The organism is Cryptosporangium aurantiacum (genome assembly GCF_900143005.1).
GTDB classification, from domain to species: domain Bacteria; phylum Actinomycetota; class Actinomycetes; order Mycobacteriales; family Cryptosporangiaceae; genus Cryptosporangium; species Cryptosporangium aurantiacum.
Genome location: NZ_FRCS01000005.1, coordinates 446,479 through 462,374, shown reverse-complemented (window position 1 = coordinate 462,374; position 15,896 = coordinate 446,479). Strand labels below are relative to the sequence as shown.

Genomic DNA, 15,896 nt, shown 5'->3' with positions numbered 1-15,896 from the left:
ACTCTTCTCCTGCGCCCCGCAGTGGGGAAGAGTAGCGATGTCAACTGTTCGTGAACTCTTGAGGTCCGCGTCACAGAGCGATCTGTTAATAGTTGCACTCAAAGTAATCACCCGATCGCTCCGGGCAACTATACGCTCCTCAGCGAGGCTGTCTACGAGAAAGATCGCGAAAGACGTGAGTGACCTCCCTACTCATGCCGCGCTCACGAGCAGCTGAAACCATCGGTGTAGGAGCAGCCCGATGGGGCTGGCACTCGGCTTGACGGAGTGCCAACAACTGCTAGGGTTCGCTTTAGCACTCGACCATCGAGTGTGCCAATTCGTGCACGAGGGCGTCTTGTTCCCCGCGACGGCGAGCCGCTCCGTGAAGCACCGGTGGATTGCAACGGTTTGCACCCCACGAAGGGGGAGGACAACGACGTGACGACCGCTACCAAGGTCACCATCAAGCCGCTCGAGGACCGCATCCTGGTCCAGGCGAACGAGGCCGAGACGACGACTGCTTCCGGCATCGTCATCCCGGACACCGCCAAGGAGAAGCCCCAGGAGGGCACCGTCCTCGCGGTCGGCCCCGGCCGGGTGGACGACAAGGGCACTCGGGTGCCGGTCGACGTGAAGGTCGGCGACACCGTCATCTACTCGAAGTACGGCGGCACCGAGGTCAAGTACGCCGGCGAGGAGTACCTGCTGCTCTCGGCCCGCGACGTTCTCGCCGTCGTCGAGAAGTAAGCCTTGTCTTGATGCGTACGCCCCGGTGGCGGCGGCCGAGCTCTCGGCCGCACGCCACCGGGGCGTACGTGTCTCTACCACTTAGATAGGGAATGCGCTCAGATGGCGAAGATTCTTAGCTTTTCCGATGACGCCCGGAAGGGCCTCGAGCGCGGTGTCGACGCGCTCGCTGACGTCGTCAAGATCACGCTCGGCCCCAAGGGCCGCAACGTGGTCCTCGACAAGAAGTTCGGCAGCCCGACGATCACGAACGACGGCGTCACGATCGCCCGTGAGGTCGAGCTGACCGACCCGTACGAGAACCTTGGCGCCCAGCTCGCCAAGGAGGTCGCCACCAAGACGAACGACGTCGCTGGTGACGGCACCACCACCGCGACCGTGCTGGCGCAGGCGCTGGTCCGCGAGGGCCTGCGCAACGTCGCTGCCGGCGCGAACCCGATCGCGGTCCGCCGGGGCATCCAGGCCGCGGTCGAGGCCGTCGACAAGGCGCTGCTGGAGAAGGCCATCCCGGTCGAGTCCAAGCAGTCGATCGCGCACGTCGCGACGATCTCGGCCCAGGACGCCACGATCGGCAACCTGATCGCCGAGGCGATGGACGTCGTGGGCACCGACGGCGTCATCACCGTCGAGGAGTCCTCGGCGATGGAGACCGAGCTCGAGGTCACCGAGGGTCTGCAGCTCGACAAGGGCTACATCTCGCCGTACTTCGCGACCGACGCCGAGAGCCTCGAGGCGGTTCTCGAGGATGCCCGCATCCTCGTCACCACCGAGAAGATCTCGTCGATCGCCGACCTGCTCCCGCTGCTGGAGAAGGTCGTCGAGTCGAAGAAGCCGCTGCTGATCATCGCCGAGGACGTCGACGGCGAGGCGCTGTCGACCCTGGTCGTCAACTCGATCCGTAAGACCTTCACGGTCGTCGCGGTCAAGGCGCCCGGCTTCGGCGACCGCCGCAAGGCCATGCTCGGCGACATCGCGACGCTCACCGGCGCGCAGGTCATCGCCCCCGAGGTCGGCCTCAAGCTCGACCAGGTCGGCCTGGACTCGCTGGGCACCGCCCGTCGGATCACGGTCACCAAGGACACCACCACGATCGTCGACGGTGGCGGCTCCGCGGAGGACCTGGCCGGTCGCATCGCCCAGATCAAGAACGAGATCGAGGCCAGCGACTCCGACTGGGACCGCGAGAAGCTCCAGGAGCGCCTCGCGAAGCTCTCCGGCGGCATCAGCGTGATCCGCGTGGGCGCGGCCACCGAGGTCGAGCTCAAGGAGAAGAAGCACCGCATCGAGGACGCCATCTCGGCGACCAAGGCGGCCGTGGAAGAGGGCATCGTCGCCGGTGGCGGCACCGCTCTCGTGCACGCCGCGCCGTCGCTCGACGGTGACCTCGGCCTCACCGGTGACGAGGCGACCGGCGTCAAGATCGTCCGGGCGTCGCTCTCCTACCCGCTGCGCAACATCGCCGAGAACGCCGGCCTTGAGGGCGGCGTCGTGGTCTCGAAGGTCGCCGAGCTGCCCGTCGGCTCCGGCCTCAACGCGGCCACCGGCGAGTACGGCGACCTGGTCGCCCAGGGCGTCGTCGACCCGGTGAAGGTGACGCGCAACGCGCTCGCCAACGCCGCGTCGATCGCGGGTCTGCTGCTCACGACCGAGAGCCTGGTCGTCGAGAAGCCGGCCGAGGAGGAGGGCGCGGGTCACTCGCACAGCCACGGTGGCCACGGCCACTCGCACAGCCACGGCCCGGGCTTCTGATCCGTCGTCGTACGTCTAAAGGCCGGTGGGGCTTCTGCCCTACCGGCCTTTGTCTACGCCGCTCGGCGAACCACCGCAGGCGAGGGGTTTATGCCGGGTTACCGCGCCGGCCGCCCGCCGAGTGCCCACGCCTGGGGTGCCCGTGCCTGGTGCTCCGAGGAACCTGGCCACATTTCGACGTATCACCGGCGCGGGACCGGTCGCTGAGTGGCCAATAATCTGCTCGGCGCTCAGACGGCGCGCGCCATCTCCGGGGTGGCGTCCTCCAGCGGCGGCTGCAGGGCGTCGCCGCGTCCGGTGCCGAGCAGTTGCGTGCGCTCCGCCTCGCTCAGCCCGCCCCAGACCCCGTACGGTTCCCGCACCGCCAGCGCGTGCTCCCGGCACGGCTCGACCACCGGGCAAGACGCGCAGATCGCCTTCGCCGCCGACTCCCGCCGCGCCCGCGACGGACCGCGCTCGTTGTCGGGGTGGAAGAAGAGCGCGCTGTCCAGCCCGCGGCACGAGCCCTCGAGCTGCCAGTCCCACAGTTCGGTGGTGGGTCCGGGTAGGCGACGGACGTCAGCCATGGGGTCCTCCAGATGCAAGTGCGCTGGTCGACGAGTCGGGGGCCGCGAACCGCTCCGCCGGGAACGCGGGACGATTCAGCTAATGCCCCTGGTGAGCGGCGGGAAACGCTCCAGGCTCATCTTTTGCATCGATCCTGCGTCGAAAGGACCGTCCGTGGCACGGGGCTGCGTCGATTTGGGTTTGTGCGGCGAGGCCGCGCGGGTGTTCTTCCACGAGTCACCCGCGGCGGCGCTGGCGATGTTGCCCCGGCAGAGCACGGAGCCCGGGACGGCCTGGATGCTCGGCGCCGTGCTCGGGGCGCAGGGCCGGTACGCGCTCGCGGCGGCGGCACTGCGTCCGCTGGCCGAGTCCGGGTCGGCAGCGGTTGCCAATCGCACCACGCCCCCGGGGGAAGATGGCCTCGCCTACGCGTCCCTGGCCTGGTCGACGCTCGCCAGCCACCAGCGCCAACTGGGCCGCCACACCGAGGCCCTCCACTGCGACCACCAGGCCGCAGCCCTCCTGCCCGCCCTCAGAACCCCGGCCGCCGCCACGGCCCCGGCCACCGCCACGGCCCCGGCTGCCCCCACGACCCCGGCTGTCCCCACGGCCCCGGCCGCCGCCACGGCCCCGGCCGCTACGGCGGAGGGGGCGGCGTTCGACGCGCGGTTTGACGCAGAGCTGGGGCTGGCCGCTGACGCCGTCGGCCTGGGCCGGGCCGACCAGGCCGCCGAGCGACTCGCCGGCGTCGACGCGCTGCTGGCCTCCCACCCGGCGCAGGTGGGCTGGCGCCACCGAGTGCGGCGCGGGTGGGTGCGTACCGAGATCGCGCTGCTGACGGGCGATGCCGCTGCCGCGGTGGTCATCGCCGAAGAGTCGCTGGCCGAAGCGATCGCCGCGAACGCGCCCCGCCACGTCGCGAAGTGCACGCTCTTCCTCGGCGCGTCCCAGTACGTCCGCGACCGAGCCACCCCACCCCGCGGTGCCCCCGAGCGCGGTGCCCCCGAGCGCGGTGCCCCCGAGCGCGGTGCCCCCGACGGCGTTGCTTCCGAGCGCGCCTCCGCTCGCGGCGCCTCGGACGGCGGCGGGCCTGCCGGGGTGACGTTGGCGCTGGCGGCGGCGCGTGCGTCCGCGGTCGGTGCACTGCCGCTGCTCTGGGTGGCGGAGTCGCTGCGCGCCGAAGTCGCCGACGGCATCGGCGACAGGGCCGCCGCGGCCGAGCACCGTGCCGCGGCGGCGGCGGCCGTTCGAGCGGTCGGCGACGGCTTGAGCCCCGACGAGCGCGAAGCCTGGCTCGCCCGTCCGGACTTCGCCGCTCTCCTCCGATGATCCCGACGCGGCGAGCGTCGGAAGCGGATCGGTCCAGCTCTGGCAGGACTGATCCGCGTTTCATCCCGGGGCCGGACCGATCCCACGCCACCTGAGGGGGTTTTTGCGGTCCTCATGCGCCTGCGGCCAGCGATAACCCCACAGATCGCGGGCTGCAACCCTGCGATCCTCGGCCGGATGGCGGATTGGCGCCTTCGGCAATTTTGGGTGAAATACCGAGCAGGGTGATTTCCGGACTGTCCGAAGTGTCAAGTCGAGATTACTCAGTGTGTCTGCCCAACCCGCAGTCACGCTCCGCGATCCCGTGGTGAGTGGAGTGTCCCCATCCTTACGGAGTAGTTGAGAATTTGAGCTGTCCCCCTCTGACCTGCGGATTGACGACCCAATCCGGGCCAGCCGACCTCGTCCGTCCGGGGGATGGGTTTCGGCCGTGCGGACAGGTGCCGCCCGCGGGTACGACTGGCAGGCTACGGTCAGGAACCGTGGCCAGGCTCAGACGTCAGCCTTGCGCGTGGACGATCAGCGGGTGTGAGCGCGGCAGCGGATGCGGGTGCAGTCCTCCGACAGGGCGGCGATGACCGGGGAGCGGGTCGAGCGCGAATTGGACGTGCTGGCGTCCCGGGCGGCACAGTCCGACGCGGAGGCCACCGCCGAGCTGCTCCGGCAAGTGCAGCCGATGGTGGTGCGCTACTGCCGGGCGCGTCTGGGCCGAGCGGGCGGCGGTACCTATACGACGGCGGACGACGTAGCGCAGGAGGTGTGTCTCGCGGTGTTGCACGCACTGCCTCGCTATCGCGACCAGGGACGCCCTTTCACGGCGTTCCTGTTCCGCATCGCGGCGAACAAGGTCACCGACGCGCACCGGGTCGCCGCCCGGGAGCTCGGCGTTCCAGTGCAGACAATCCCCGAGACCCCCGCGCCCGGCGGCGGCCCGGAAGGGCATGCGATCGACGCCGACGCGTCGCGCCGCATGCGTGACCTGCTCGACACGCTGCCGGCCGCGCATCGGGACGTGCTGCTGCTCCGCATCGCGGTGGGGCTGAGCGCGGAGGAGACCGGCCGGGCACTCGGGATGAGCGCCGGATCCGTGCGGGTGACCCAGCACCGTGCGCTCAACCGCCTGCGCCGCACCCTCGACCCGGTCCGGGAGACGGCGTGAGCGAATCCCGCGGGCCATCGACGCACGACGTACCCGACCACGAGGGGTTTGCCGACCCCGAATCCGAGGCCGGTGTGGACGCAATCCTGCACGACGACGCCCTTCTCGACGCCCTCGGCCGCGGTGAGCTGCCTGCCAGCTACCGGGACGACGTGGCGGCGCGGCTGCTCACCGGGTGGCGCGAGGACCTGGACGACGGCTTGTTGTCGCCGGCGCCGATGCTGCTGGCCACGGTTGACACCGAGTCGACGCCGCAGGACGACACCGAGGTGCTCTCGCTCTTCCGGGACGACACGACGCCGCTCCCGGTCTTCACCGACCCCGACCGGATCGACGAGTCCGTGCGCTCGGCGTTCGTCGCAGCCGGGTACGCGCGTCCGGCCGGGGAGTACCCGACCGAGCCGACCCCGCAGCTCCCCCCGTCGTTCGACGAGGCGCCGCCGCCGTCCGAGCCGGCCGATCGGCGGTCCCGCCGCCGAAGGCTCGACCGGGTCGTCGTGGCGGTGGCCGCGACCGCCGCCATCGTGGCGGCCGGTTCCGCGGGCAGCGTGGCTGCGGCCGCGACCGCGCACCCCGGTGACCGGCTCTGGCCGATCAGCCGGGTGATCTACGCGGAGCGTGCTCGTTCGATCGTGGCCAGCGAAGAGGGGCACGCCTCGCTGGAGAAAGCGCGTGAAGCGATTCGGCGCGGCGACCCCGTCGCTGCCCGTCGCTACCTCGAAGAGGCTCAGGAGAAGCTCGACACGCAGGTCCGCGAGGGTTCGGACGAGGCCGACGAGCTGGCGCAGGAACTGCAGATCACCGCCACGCTGCCGGAGTTCCGGTCGCCGTACGGCGATCCGCGCCGGGCCGGCGCCGACCCGTCGACGAGTGGTGGGGCCACTACCGGGCCGTCCCCGCGTTCCCGCTGGGAGCGCAACGGCGATCCGCGGCGCGGCCCCGGCTCGACGTCGACCACCCCGTCGCCAGGGTCCACCCCGTCGACGGCGCCGCGGCCGACCGATCCTGCCCCGACGACCGAGGCGCCGACGCAAGGTCCGACCGAGCCCGGGCCCACGCCGTCCGAGCCCGGCAACACGCCGGACCCGCAGCCGACCGAGACGATCTCGAACGGCGGATCGTCCGACGGGCAGTCCGGCGATCAGGTCACCGGCGCCGACGCCGGATCGACCGCGGAGTAGGCGTTAACCCGCGGCGTTCACGGCCGCGCGGGAAAGTCAGGCGCCCGGCTCGTCCGCGTCCTCGACGGCGTCCTGCATGCCGTCGGCGTACCCGCGGGCGTACTCCCAGGTGACGTACTCACTGGGGTCGGGGTCGAAGGCCGGCTCGTGCACGCGGGTGCGGCCGGCGACGAGCAGGTGGCGCAGGTTGGCCCGGAGCAGGTCCCAGGCGAAGTAGTGCGGGACCCGGCAGTCCTCGCAGTCGACGACCAGCCCGCGGATGTCACGCGCGGTCAGCAGCGCCTCGTAGACGTCCAGGTCGGCCAGGTCGTCGAGGACGTCCTGTCGTTCCTCCGCGGTGAGCGGCTGCACACCGCGGCCCGGCCCGTCGTCTTCGAGAGCTGACGTCGGGTCGGTCGGGTCACCCGCGAACGGGTCTAGCGGTTCGTCCTGCACGCTCCCACCGTAGCCCGACGTGCTTCGCTGCGCCTTCCCCCTTGACACGACGCTGGGAGGGGTTTCGAATCAGCTGCCGCTGAAACTAACAGCGTGTGCTGGCGCCGTTACCGGGTACCGTACCGTGGCGCGAATCGTCACCGAGCCGGTGGCCCGCTGCGGGTAGTACAGCCGGGACGCCCCGGTGATCTGGAGTTCGAGCGTTCCGCTGCTCCAGGCCACCGCACCGAGCGGCACCGACACCGTGTGCTGCTTGCCGTCCAGCACCACCGGCACCGCGGTCGCGAAGTTCCCGGCGACGACGTTACGGCTGACGTCGACGACCTGGGCGAAGAGCGACGTCCGGGGTGCGTCGCCGGTGCCGCGGTAGGTGAGCGTCAACGTCGGCGCACCCACCACCTGGCGACCCGGTGCCTTCGGGCCGGCGATCCGCACCGCGTTGGTGGCCGGCTGGGCGGCGATGTCGGTGCCCGAGGTGTCGGCCGGGCTGAACGCGAGCGTCCCGGAGCCGGTCGTGCTCGTCCGGCGGGTACCGGCGAGCGGATAGGCGCGCGCACCCCGCCAGACCCCGGCGTCGTCCACGTACTCGAAGCCCGGGCCGGTGCTGACCGAGCGGGACCGCTTCAGCCAGCGGTCGAACCAGGCCACGGTCAGCGCGTCCACGTGGCCGCCCTGACCGGGAGGCGTGTTGCAGACGCCGTGCCCGCCGCAGAACCAGACCATCTTCACCGGCGTCCCGCGCTTCCGCAGGGCCTGGTAGTTCGCGATGCCCTCGCTGAGCGGGAACAGCGTGTCGACCGTGCCCTGGAGGATCATCGTCGGCACCCGGACCTGGCTGATCAGCCGTCCCGCCGGTCCGTGGTCGCGCCACCAGGCTTCCAGGGCGGCGTCCGGAAGCCCTCCGGTCGCGGCCAGGCCGCACGTCGTCTGCACCTGCTCGACCACCCGGTTGGTGCCCGCGGAACCGAACCGGCAGAGCAGGTTGCCCCAGCCGGTCTTCGGCGTCCGGTTCGGGTAGAGGCTGTTGACCAGCGAGTTCCAGGCGATCTCCGGGACGATCGCGTCCACGCGGCGATCGAGCGCCGCGGTGACGAACTGGATGCCGCCGCCGTAGCTACCGCCCGCCATGCCGACCCGGGGGTCGCCGCGGCGGTCCAGCTGCGCCTCGGGCTGCCCGGCGAGCCAGGACAGCAGCCGCTGCATGTCCCGTCCCTCGTAGCGATACAGGTCCACCGACGCGGCGCCGCCAGAGCGTCCGAAGCCGCGTGGATCCCAGGTCACGACGTTGTAGCCGTGCTGCCGTAACCCGGCCACCGCCGGAGCGTCCGGATTGCTCTCGCCGGGCTGACCCCAGCCCGGGCCCACCAGGACCGTCGGGGCCTTCTTCCCGGCCGTCAGGCCGGCGGCGGGGAAGAAGTGGGTGACGATCGGCGTGCCGTCGAACGACGTGACCTGCACCGTGCGCACGGCCGGAGCGGGAGCGGCCACCGCGGTGCCTGCGGAGCCGAGGGCCAGCACGAGGGTGAGGAAAGCGACGATCAACCGTTGAGGGGTCACGGGGGTGAGATCTACCACTCACCGAGCGCTGTGTACTGGCGAGTAGGAGATCGCATCCACCGCACCGATTCAGCTCGTCTCGGGAGTTTTCGCAGGTCCCAGCAGTCACACCGGGCGACGGACGGCGCGACCCGGCTCACGCGTCGTGACGGCTACGATGAGGCATGCTGCCTGAGGTCACCTCGCTGAACCCGATCCCGGAAACGTTTGCCGCTCCCGACTCGCTGGCGGAGTTGTTCGCCCCGACCGCGCTCACGTTCGACGATGTGCTGTTGCTACCGGGCGAGTCGGACATGATGCCCAGCGAGGTCGACACCAGCACCAGGCTCACCCGTGAGATCAGCGTGCGGATCCCGCTGCTCTCCAGCGCGATGGACACGGTCACCGAGGCGCGGATGGCGATCGCGATGGCACGCCAGGGCGGCGTCGGCGTTCTGCACCGCAACGTCTCGATCGACGACCAGACGCAGCAGGTCGACATGGTCAAGCGGTCCGAGTCCGGCATGGTCTCCAACCCGATGACCTGCTCCCCGGACGACACGCTGGCCGACGTCGACCGGGCCTGCGGCCGGTACCGCATCTCCGGTCTGCCGGTCGTCGACGCGGACGGTGTGCTGGTCGGCATCGTCACCAACCGTGACATGCGGTTCGAGACCGACCCGGCGCGGCGCGTCCGCGAGGTGATGACGCCGATGCCGCTGATCACCGCCCCGGTCGGAGTCGACCCGGATGAGGCGCTGCGGCTGCTGCGCGCCAACAAGGTGGAGAAGCTGCCGCTGGTCGACCTCGAGAACCGGCTCTGCGGCCTGATCACCCACAAGGACTTCGTCAAGAAGGACCAGTACCCGCTGTCCACCAAGGACGCGGACGGCCGGCTGGTGGTGGCCGCGGCGGTCGGCGTCGGGGAGGACGCCTACAAGCGCGCCCGTTCGCTGGTCGACGCCGGCTGCGACATCATCGTCGTCGACACCGCACACGGGCACAACCGAGCGGTCGGCGACATGATCCGCCGGGTCAAGGCGGACACGGCGGCCCAGGTCATCGGCGGCAACGTGGCGACCAAGGACGGCGCGCAGGCGCTGATCGACGCCGGTGCCGACGCGATCAAGGTCGGCGTGGGCCCGGGCTCGATCTGTACGACTCGGGTCGTGGCCGGTGTCGGTGTCCCGCAGGTCACCGCGATCTTCGAGGCGGCTCGTGCCGCCAGGGCCGCGGGCGTGCCGGTGATCGGCGACGGCGGCCTGCAGTACTCCGGCGACATCGCCAAGGCGCTGGTGGCCGGCGCCGACACGGTGATGCTCGGCTCGCTGCTGGCCGGCGTCGAGGAGAGCCCCGGCGAGCTGCAGTTCATCAACGGCAAGCAGTTCAAGACCTATCGCGGGATGGGCTCGCTCGGCGCGATGCAGAGCCGCGGCAGGCAGCAGCAGTCGTACTCCAAGGACCGGTACTTCCAGGACGACGTCGTCTCCGACGACAAGCTCGTTCCGGAAGGCATCGAGGGCCAGGTGCCCTACCGCGGGCCGCTCTCCGCGGTCGCCCACCAGCTGGTCGGCGGGCTGCGTCAGTCGATGTTCTACGTGGGTGCGCGGACGGTCGCCGACCTGCAGCAGCGTGGCCGGTTCGTCCGGATCACCGCGGCTGGGCTGAAGGAGAGCCACCCGCACGACATCCAGATGACGGTGGAGGCCCCGAACTACGCCTCCCGAAAGAGCTAAATAAGCTTGGAGCTTTGACGGCGCGGCACCGACTAGTTAAGGGGCCTGGAATTGAACATGTCGGTGGAGATCGGGATGGGCAAGAGCGCCCGCCGCGCCTACCACTTGGACGAGGTCGCGATCGTGCCCTCGCGGCGCACCCGTGACGTCAACGACACGTCCCTGGCCTGGCAGATCGACGCGTTCCGCTTCGATCTGCCGCTGGTGGCCACGCCGTCGGACGCGACGATGAGCCCGCAGACCGCGATCGAGGTCGGTCGGCTCGGCGGCCTCGGCATCCTGAACGCCGAGGGCCTCTGGACGCGGTACGACGACCCGACGAAGTTGCTCGAGGAGCTGGCCTCGCTCTCCGACGACTCGCGCCGCACCCGTCGGCTGCAGGAGGCGTACGCCGAGCCGATCAAGCCCGAGCTGATCAGCGACCGGATCCGGATCATGCGCGAGGGTGGCGTCACCACCGCGGTCCGCATCTCGCCCCAGCACACGCTGGAGCTGGCGCTGGAGGCCATCGCGGCAGGCGTCGACCTGCTGGTGATCCAGGGCGCGGTGGTCTCCGCCGAGCACGTGACGACGTCCGGCCCGACGCTGAACCTCAAGCAGTTCATCGCCGACCTCGACGTTCCGGTGATCGTCGGTGGCTGCGCGAACTACCAGACCGCGCTGCACCTGATGCGCACCGGCGCGGCCGGCGTCATCGTGGGTACCGGCGCCGACAAGTGGGCCACCGAGGACGAGGTGCTCGGCATCCGGGTCCCGATGGCGACCGCGATCTCCGATGCCGCCGCGGCCCGCCGCGACTACCTCGACGAGACCGGTGGCCGCTACGTGCACGTCATCGCCGACGGTGAGCTGCAGACGTCCGGCGACATCGCCCGCGCGATCGCCTGCGGCGCCGACGCGGTGATGCTGGGTCAGCCGCTCTCGGTGGCCGCCGAGGCGCCCGCCGGTGGTGCCTGGTGGCACCCGATGGCGTCGCACCCGAAGCTGCCGCGCGGCAGCTACGTCCCGGCGACCTCGGACTGGCCGCTGGGCAGCCTGGAGACGGTGGTCGACGGCCCGGCCGACGACCCGAACGGCTGGCTGAACCTGTTCGGCGGCCTGCGCCGATCGATGGCCAAGACCGGCTACTCCGACGTCAAGGCCTTCCAGAAGGTGGACCTGGTTGTCACCCGCTGATCCGGTAGTCCGTCCCTACGACGACGCCGATCTGGACGCTGTTCGCGACATCTGCGTCCGCACCGGGCACGAGGGTGGCGACGCGCGTCCCCTCTACCCGGATCCGTCGATCTTCCCGACGGCGTTCGCCGACCCGTACGTCGCGTTCGAACCCGAGCTCGCGTACGTGGTCGACGACGGGGAGCGTGCGGTCGGGTACATCGTCGGCACCGCCGACACCGTCGCGTTCGTCAAGCGGTACCGGGGGGAGTGGCTGCCGTCGGTGGCCGACCGCTGGCCGCTCACCGACGGCACGAGCCGTACCGATCACCTCGTCCGGCTGTTGCACGACCCGGAGCGGCTGCTCTGGCCGGAGCTGGAGGTCTACCCCGCGCACCTGCACATCGACCTGCTGCCGGACTACCAGGGGCGTGGGCTCGGCCGGGTGCTGATGAACCGGTTCCTGGGCACGCTGGCCGCTCGGGGCGTCCCGGCGGTGCATCTGGGCATGGTGCCCACGAACTACGCGGCGAGGGCCTTCTACGACCGTCTGGGTTTCGTCCAGCTGGACGTGCCCGACCCGACGACGACCTATCTCGGACGCTCGACCGCCGCGGATTGACGCCGCAGTTAATTGAGCAGAGTCGGTTGACACTGCCATTGGTCAGTGTCACGGTGAGCGCTGTCACGTTACTCGGCAGTAGGGCGGGGCAGTCGTGGGCAACGAAGCCGCTGAACACTTCGACGTCGTCGTCATCGGGTCCGGATTCGGGGGCAGCGTCAGCGCGCTGCGGCTGACCGAGAAGGGCTATCGGGTCGCGGTGCTGGAGGCCGGTCGTCGGTTCACCGACGACCAGCTGCCGAAGACGTCCTGGGACGTCCGGAAGTACCTGTGGGCGCCGAAGCTGGGTTGTTACGGCATCCAGCGGATCACGCTGCTCAAGGACGTCCTGGTGCTCGCCGGTGCGGGCGTCGGCGGTGGGTCGCTGGTCTACGCGAACACGCTCTACGAGCCGCCGCAGGCGTTCTACGACGACCCGCAGTGGCGCCACATCACCGACTGGAAGACCGAGCTGGCGCCGTACTACGACCAGGCCAAGCGGATGCTCGGCGTGCGCACCTACCCGCACACGACCCCGGCCGACCAGGTGATGCAGAAGGTCGCCGCCGAGATGGGGGTCGGCGACTCCTACCACCCGACGCCCGTCGGGGTGTTCTTCGGCGAGCCCGGCGCGGAGGTGGACGACCCGTACTTCGGTGGTGCCGGCCCGCGTCGGTCGGGGTGCACGAACTGCGGTGCCTGCATGACCGGGTGCCGGGTCAACGCCAAGAACACGCTGGTGAAGAACTACCTGTACCTCGCCGAGAGCAACGGCGCGCAGATCTTCGACCGCACGACGGCGACCGCGATCCGCCCGCTCGAGGGCGGCGGGTACGCGGTCGACACGGTCCGCACCGGGTGGGGACGGCGGGTGCGGACGTTCACCGCAGGCCAGGTGGTCGTGGCGGCGAGCGCCCTGGGGACCCAGCGGTTGCTGCACGCGTGCCGCGACTCGGGCCACCTGCCCGGACTGTCGTCGCGGCTCGGACTGCTCGCCCGGACGAACTCCGAAGCGCTGCTCGGCGCGAACCGGCTGAAGGTCGTCGAGGACGATAACTTCGCCGACGGCGTCGCGATCACGTCGTCGTTCCACCCGGACGCCGACACCCACATCGAGCCGGTGCGCTACGGGCGCGGCAGCAACTTCATGGGGATGCTGACCACCGTGCTGCCGCCGCCGGCCGCGCCGGGGCGTCGTCGGTGGCCGGGGTGGCTCAAGGAGATGGGCCGCAACCTCCACAAGGCCCGCCACCTGCTCTGGTTACGCCACTGGTCGGAGCGGACGATCATCCTGCTGGTCATGCAGTCGGTCGACAACTCCCTGACGACGTTCACCAAGAAGACGATGTTCGGCAGGCGGAAGATGACGACCCGCCAGGGCCACGGCGCACCGAACCCCACGTACATCCCGGCGGGCCACGAAGCGACCCGGCGAACCGCCGCCCACATCGGCGGCATGGCGGGCGGGACGCTCGTCGAAGCGTTCGACGTCCCGATGACCGCACACTTCATCGGCGGCTGCGCGATCGGCGACTCACCCGAGACCGGCGTCGTCGACGCGTACCACCGCGTCTACGGATACCCGGGCCTGCACGTGGTGGACGGGGCAGCGCTCTCGGCCAACCTCGGAGTGAACCCGTCGCTGTCGATCACCGCCCAGGCGGAGCGGGCGATGGCGCTGTGGCCGAACAAGGGTGAGGCCGACACCCGCCCGCCCCAGTCCGAGCCGTACCGCCCGCTCGCCCCGGTACCGCCTGTCCGCCCCGCGGTCCCAGACGCCGCCGAAGGTGCGCTGCGGCTCCCGCTGATCCCGGTCGAGGCGCTCACCACACGTCCGGTCGACGTCGCCCCGAGTGCGGCGAGCTCCCAGCCGACCCCCGCCGACGCCGCCCAGGTCACGGCCGAAGAGGTCCCTCCGGCCACGGTCGACCGCTAGGCGTCTGGCCTGACCTGCAGGCCGCTAGGATTCGAGAACATGAGCATTCCGCGGCCGGTTCTTGTTGTTGACTTCGGTGCGCAGTATGCGCAGCTGATCGCCCGCCGGGTCCGGGAAGCGAAGGTTTACTCGGAGATCGTTCCGCACACGATGCCGGTCGAGGAGCTCCTCGCGCGCAAGCCCGCCGCGATCATCCTCTCCGGTGGCCCGTCGAGCGTCTACGCCGACGGCGCCCCCGGCATCGACGCGGAGCTGTTCGATGCGGGTGTCCCAGTCTTCGGCATCTGCTACGGCTTCCAGGCGATGGCCCAGGCCCTCGGCGGCACGGTCGCCCACACCGGCAACCGCGAGTACGGCGGTACGCGGCTCACGGTCCTCGACCCGGGCGTCGTCTTCGCGGGCCTGCCGACCGAGCAGTCCGTCTGGATGAGCCACGGTGACGCGGTCAGCCAGGCCCCGGCCGGCTTCCTCGTCACCGCCGCCACGTCCGGTGCGCCCGTCGCCGCGTTCGAGGACACCGCACGCGGCTTCGCCGGTGTCCAGTTCCACCCCGAGGTGCTGCACACCGCCGAGGGCCAGAAGATGCTGGAGAAGTTCCTCTACGACGTCGCCGGGATCAGCCCCGACTGGACGATGGGCAACGTCATCGCCGACCAGGTGGCCGCGATCCGCGAGCAGGTCGGCGACAAACAGGTGATCTGCGCGCTCTCCGGGGGCGTCGACTCCGCGGTCGCTGCGGCCCTCGTTCACAAGGCCGTCGGTGAGCAGCTGACTTGCGTCTTCGTGGACCACGGCCTGCTGCGGGCCGGCGAGGCCGAGCAGGTCGAGAAGGACTACGTCGCGTCCACCGGAATCAAGCTCAAGGTCGTCGACGCGCAGGAGCAGTTCCTCGGCGCGCTGGCCGGCGTCACCGACCCGGAGCAGAAGCGCAAGATCGTCGGACGCGAGTTCATCCGGACGTTCGAGGCCGCCGAGCGGGAGCTGATCGCCGAGGCTGGCGCGCACGGCGAGACCGTGCAGTTCCTCGTGCAGGGCACGCTCTATCCGGACGTGGTCGAGTCCGGCGGCGGTACCGGCACCGCGAACATCAAGAGCCACCACAACGTCGGCGGCCTCCCCGAGGACCTCCAGTTCCAGCTGATCGAGCCGCTGCGGACCCTGTTCAAGGACGAGGTCCGCCAGGTCGGCCTGGAGCTGGGGCTTCCGGAGGCGATCGTCTGGCGCCAGCCGTTCCCGGGCCCGGGGCTGTCGATCCGGATCATCGGCGAGGTCACCGCCGACCGCCTGGCGCTGCTCCGGCAGGCCGACGCGATCGTGCGCGAGGAGATGTCGGCGGCCGGGCTGGACCGGAGCATCTGGCAGTGTCCGGTGGTCCTGCTGGCCGACGTGCGGAGCGTCGGTGTGCAGGGCGACGGCCGGACGTACGGGCACCCGATCGTGCTCCGTCCGGTCACCAGCGAGGACGCGATGACCGCGGACTGGGCCCGGGTGCCGTTCGAGGTGCTCTCGACGATCTCCACCCGGATCACGAACGAGGTGGCCGACGTCAACCGGGTCGTGCTCGACGTGACGAGCAAGCCGCCGGGCACCATCGAGTGGGAGTAGCGCTTTCTACCCCCGTTCGGGGGTGGGCATGCGCGCTGTGAGCAGTCTCACTCGGATGGCGGCGGTGCGGTACCGTGAGGGGAGCCGCACAGCGGTGAGCAGTCCGAACGTCGGTCACCGTCGGGTGGGCGACGGTCTGAGCGGGGGAGTGGACACGATCTGCACCCGCACGAGGCGTTCGGGGATTGAGCAGCGCCCC

13 protein-coding genes are annotated in these 15,896 nt (G+C 70.6%); 10 read left to right on the top strand and 3 right to left on the bottom strand.

Going from position 1 to position 15,896, the window contains the following annotated elements; all coding sequences use genetic code 11:
- Positions 1-420 precede the first annotated feature (420 nt).
- Positions 421-729: a co-chaperone GroES gene (groES, locus tag BUB75_RS19760; protein WP_073259209.1), complete on the top strand. Its 309-nt coding sequence runs from the start codon at positions 421-423 to the stop codon at positions 727-729.
- Positions 730-831: 102 nt separating this feature from the next.
- Positions 832-2,478, top strand: coding sequence for a chaperonin GroEL (groL, locus tag BUB75_RS19755; protein ID WP_073259002.1), 1,647 nt, complete (start codon positions 832-834; stop codon positions 2,476-2,478).
- A 230-nt stretch (positions 2,479-2,708) separates the two neighbouring features.
- On the opposite strand, the gene BUB75_RS19750 is transcribed toward groL, so the two are convergent.
- Positions 2,709-3,044 (bottom strand): WhiB family transcriptional regulator, encoded by a 336-nt coding sequence (locus BUB75_RS19750; RefSeq protein ID WP_073259001.1) that lies wholly within the window; start codon positions 3,042-3,044, stop codon positions 2,709-2,711.
- Between the two features lie 154 nt (positions 3,045-3,198).
- Here BUB75_RS19750 and BUB75_RS46335 point away from each other — a divergent pair, with 154 nt between their 5' ends.
- From BUB75_RS46335 to BUB75_RS19735, 3 genes are all read left to right on the top strand, one after another.
- Positions 3,199-4,353, top strand: coding sequence for a hypothetical protein (locus BUB75_RS46335; protein ID WP_178379922.1), 1,155 nt, complete (start codon positions 3,199-3,201; stop codon positions 4,351-4,353).
- A 574-nt stretch (positions 4,354-4,927) separates the two neighbouring features.
- Positions 4,928-5,512, top strand: a complete 585-nt coding sequence (gene shbA / locus BUB75_RS19740; RefSeq protein WP_073259208.1) for an RNA polymerase sigma factor ShbA — start codon at positions 4,928-4,930, stop codon at positions 5,510-5,512.
- A complete protein-coding gene (locus BUB75_RS19735; protein WP_143175308.1) occupies positions 5,509-6,693 on the top strand; it encodes a hypothetical protein in 1,185 nt (394 codons plus the stop codon). Before shbA ends, BUB75_RS19735 begins: the two co-directional genes overlap by 4 nt.
- 36 nt (positions 6,694-6,729) lie before the next feature.
- Here the strand turns inward: BUB75_RS19735 and BUB75_RS19730 are convergent, their stop codons facing one another.
- Together BUB75_RS19730 and BUB75_RS19725 are read right to left on the bottom strand one after the other, a co-directional pair.
- Positions 6,730-7,128 carry a DUF5319 family protein gene (locus tag BUB75_RS19730; RefSeq protein WP_073258998.1) on the bottom strand — a complete coding sequence of 133 codons (399 nt, stop codon included), beginning with the start codon at positions 7,126-7,128 and terminating at the stop codon, positions 6,730-6,732.
- A 69-nt stretch (positions 7,129-7,197) separates the two neighbouring features.
- Positions 7,198-8,685, bottom strand: coding sequence for an alpha/beta fold hydrolase (locus BUB75_RS19725; RefSeq protein ID WP_178379921.1), 1,488 nt, complete (start codon positions 8,683-8,685; stop codon positions 7,198-7,200).
- Positions 8,686-8,849: 164 nt separating this feature from the next.
- Between BUB75_RS19725 and guaB the strand changes: the two genes are divergently transcribed.
- The 5 genes from guaB to guaA all read left to right on the top strand — a co-directional run bounded on the left by guaB (position 8,850) and on the right by guaA (position 15,697).
- Entirely contained in the window at positions 8,850-10,400 is a 1,551-nt protein-coding gene (guaB, locus tag BUB75_RS19720; protein ID WP_084741499.1) for an IMP dehydrogenase, read from the top strand.
- Positions 10,401-10,451: 51 nt separating this feature from the next.
- Positions 10,452-11,576: a GuaB3 family IMP dehydrogenase-related protein gene (locus tag BUB75_RS19715; RefSeq protein ID WP_143175307.1), complete on the top strand. Its 1,125-nt coding sequence runs from the start codon at positions 10,452-10,454 to the stop codon at positions 11,574-11,576.
- Entirely contained in the window at positions 11,563-12,177 is a 615-nt protein-coding gene (locus BUB75_RS19710; RefSeq protein WP_073258995.1) for a GNAT family N-acetyltransferase, read from the top strand. The genes BUB75_RS19715 and BUB75_RS19710 overlap by 14 nt, the downstream gene beginning before the upstream one ends.
- Positions 12,178-12,271: 94 nt before the next feature.
- Entirely contained in the window at positions 12,272-14,092 is a 1,821-nt protein-coding gene (locus BUB75_RS19705; RefSeq protein ID WP_073258994.1) for a GMC family oxidoreductase N-terminal domain-containing protein, read from the top strand.
- A 39-nt stretch (positions 14,093-14,131) separates the two neighbouring features.
- Positions 14,132-15,697 (top strand): glutamine-hydrolyzing GMP synthase, encoded by a 1,566-nt coding sequence (guaA, locus tag BUB75_RS19700; protein ID WP_073258993.1) that lies wholly within the window; start codon positions 14,132-14,134, stop codon positions 15,695-15,697.
- The last annotated feature ends 199 nt before the right edge of the window (positions 15,698-15,896 follow it).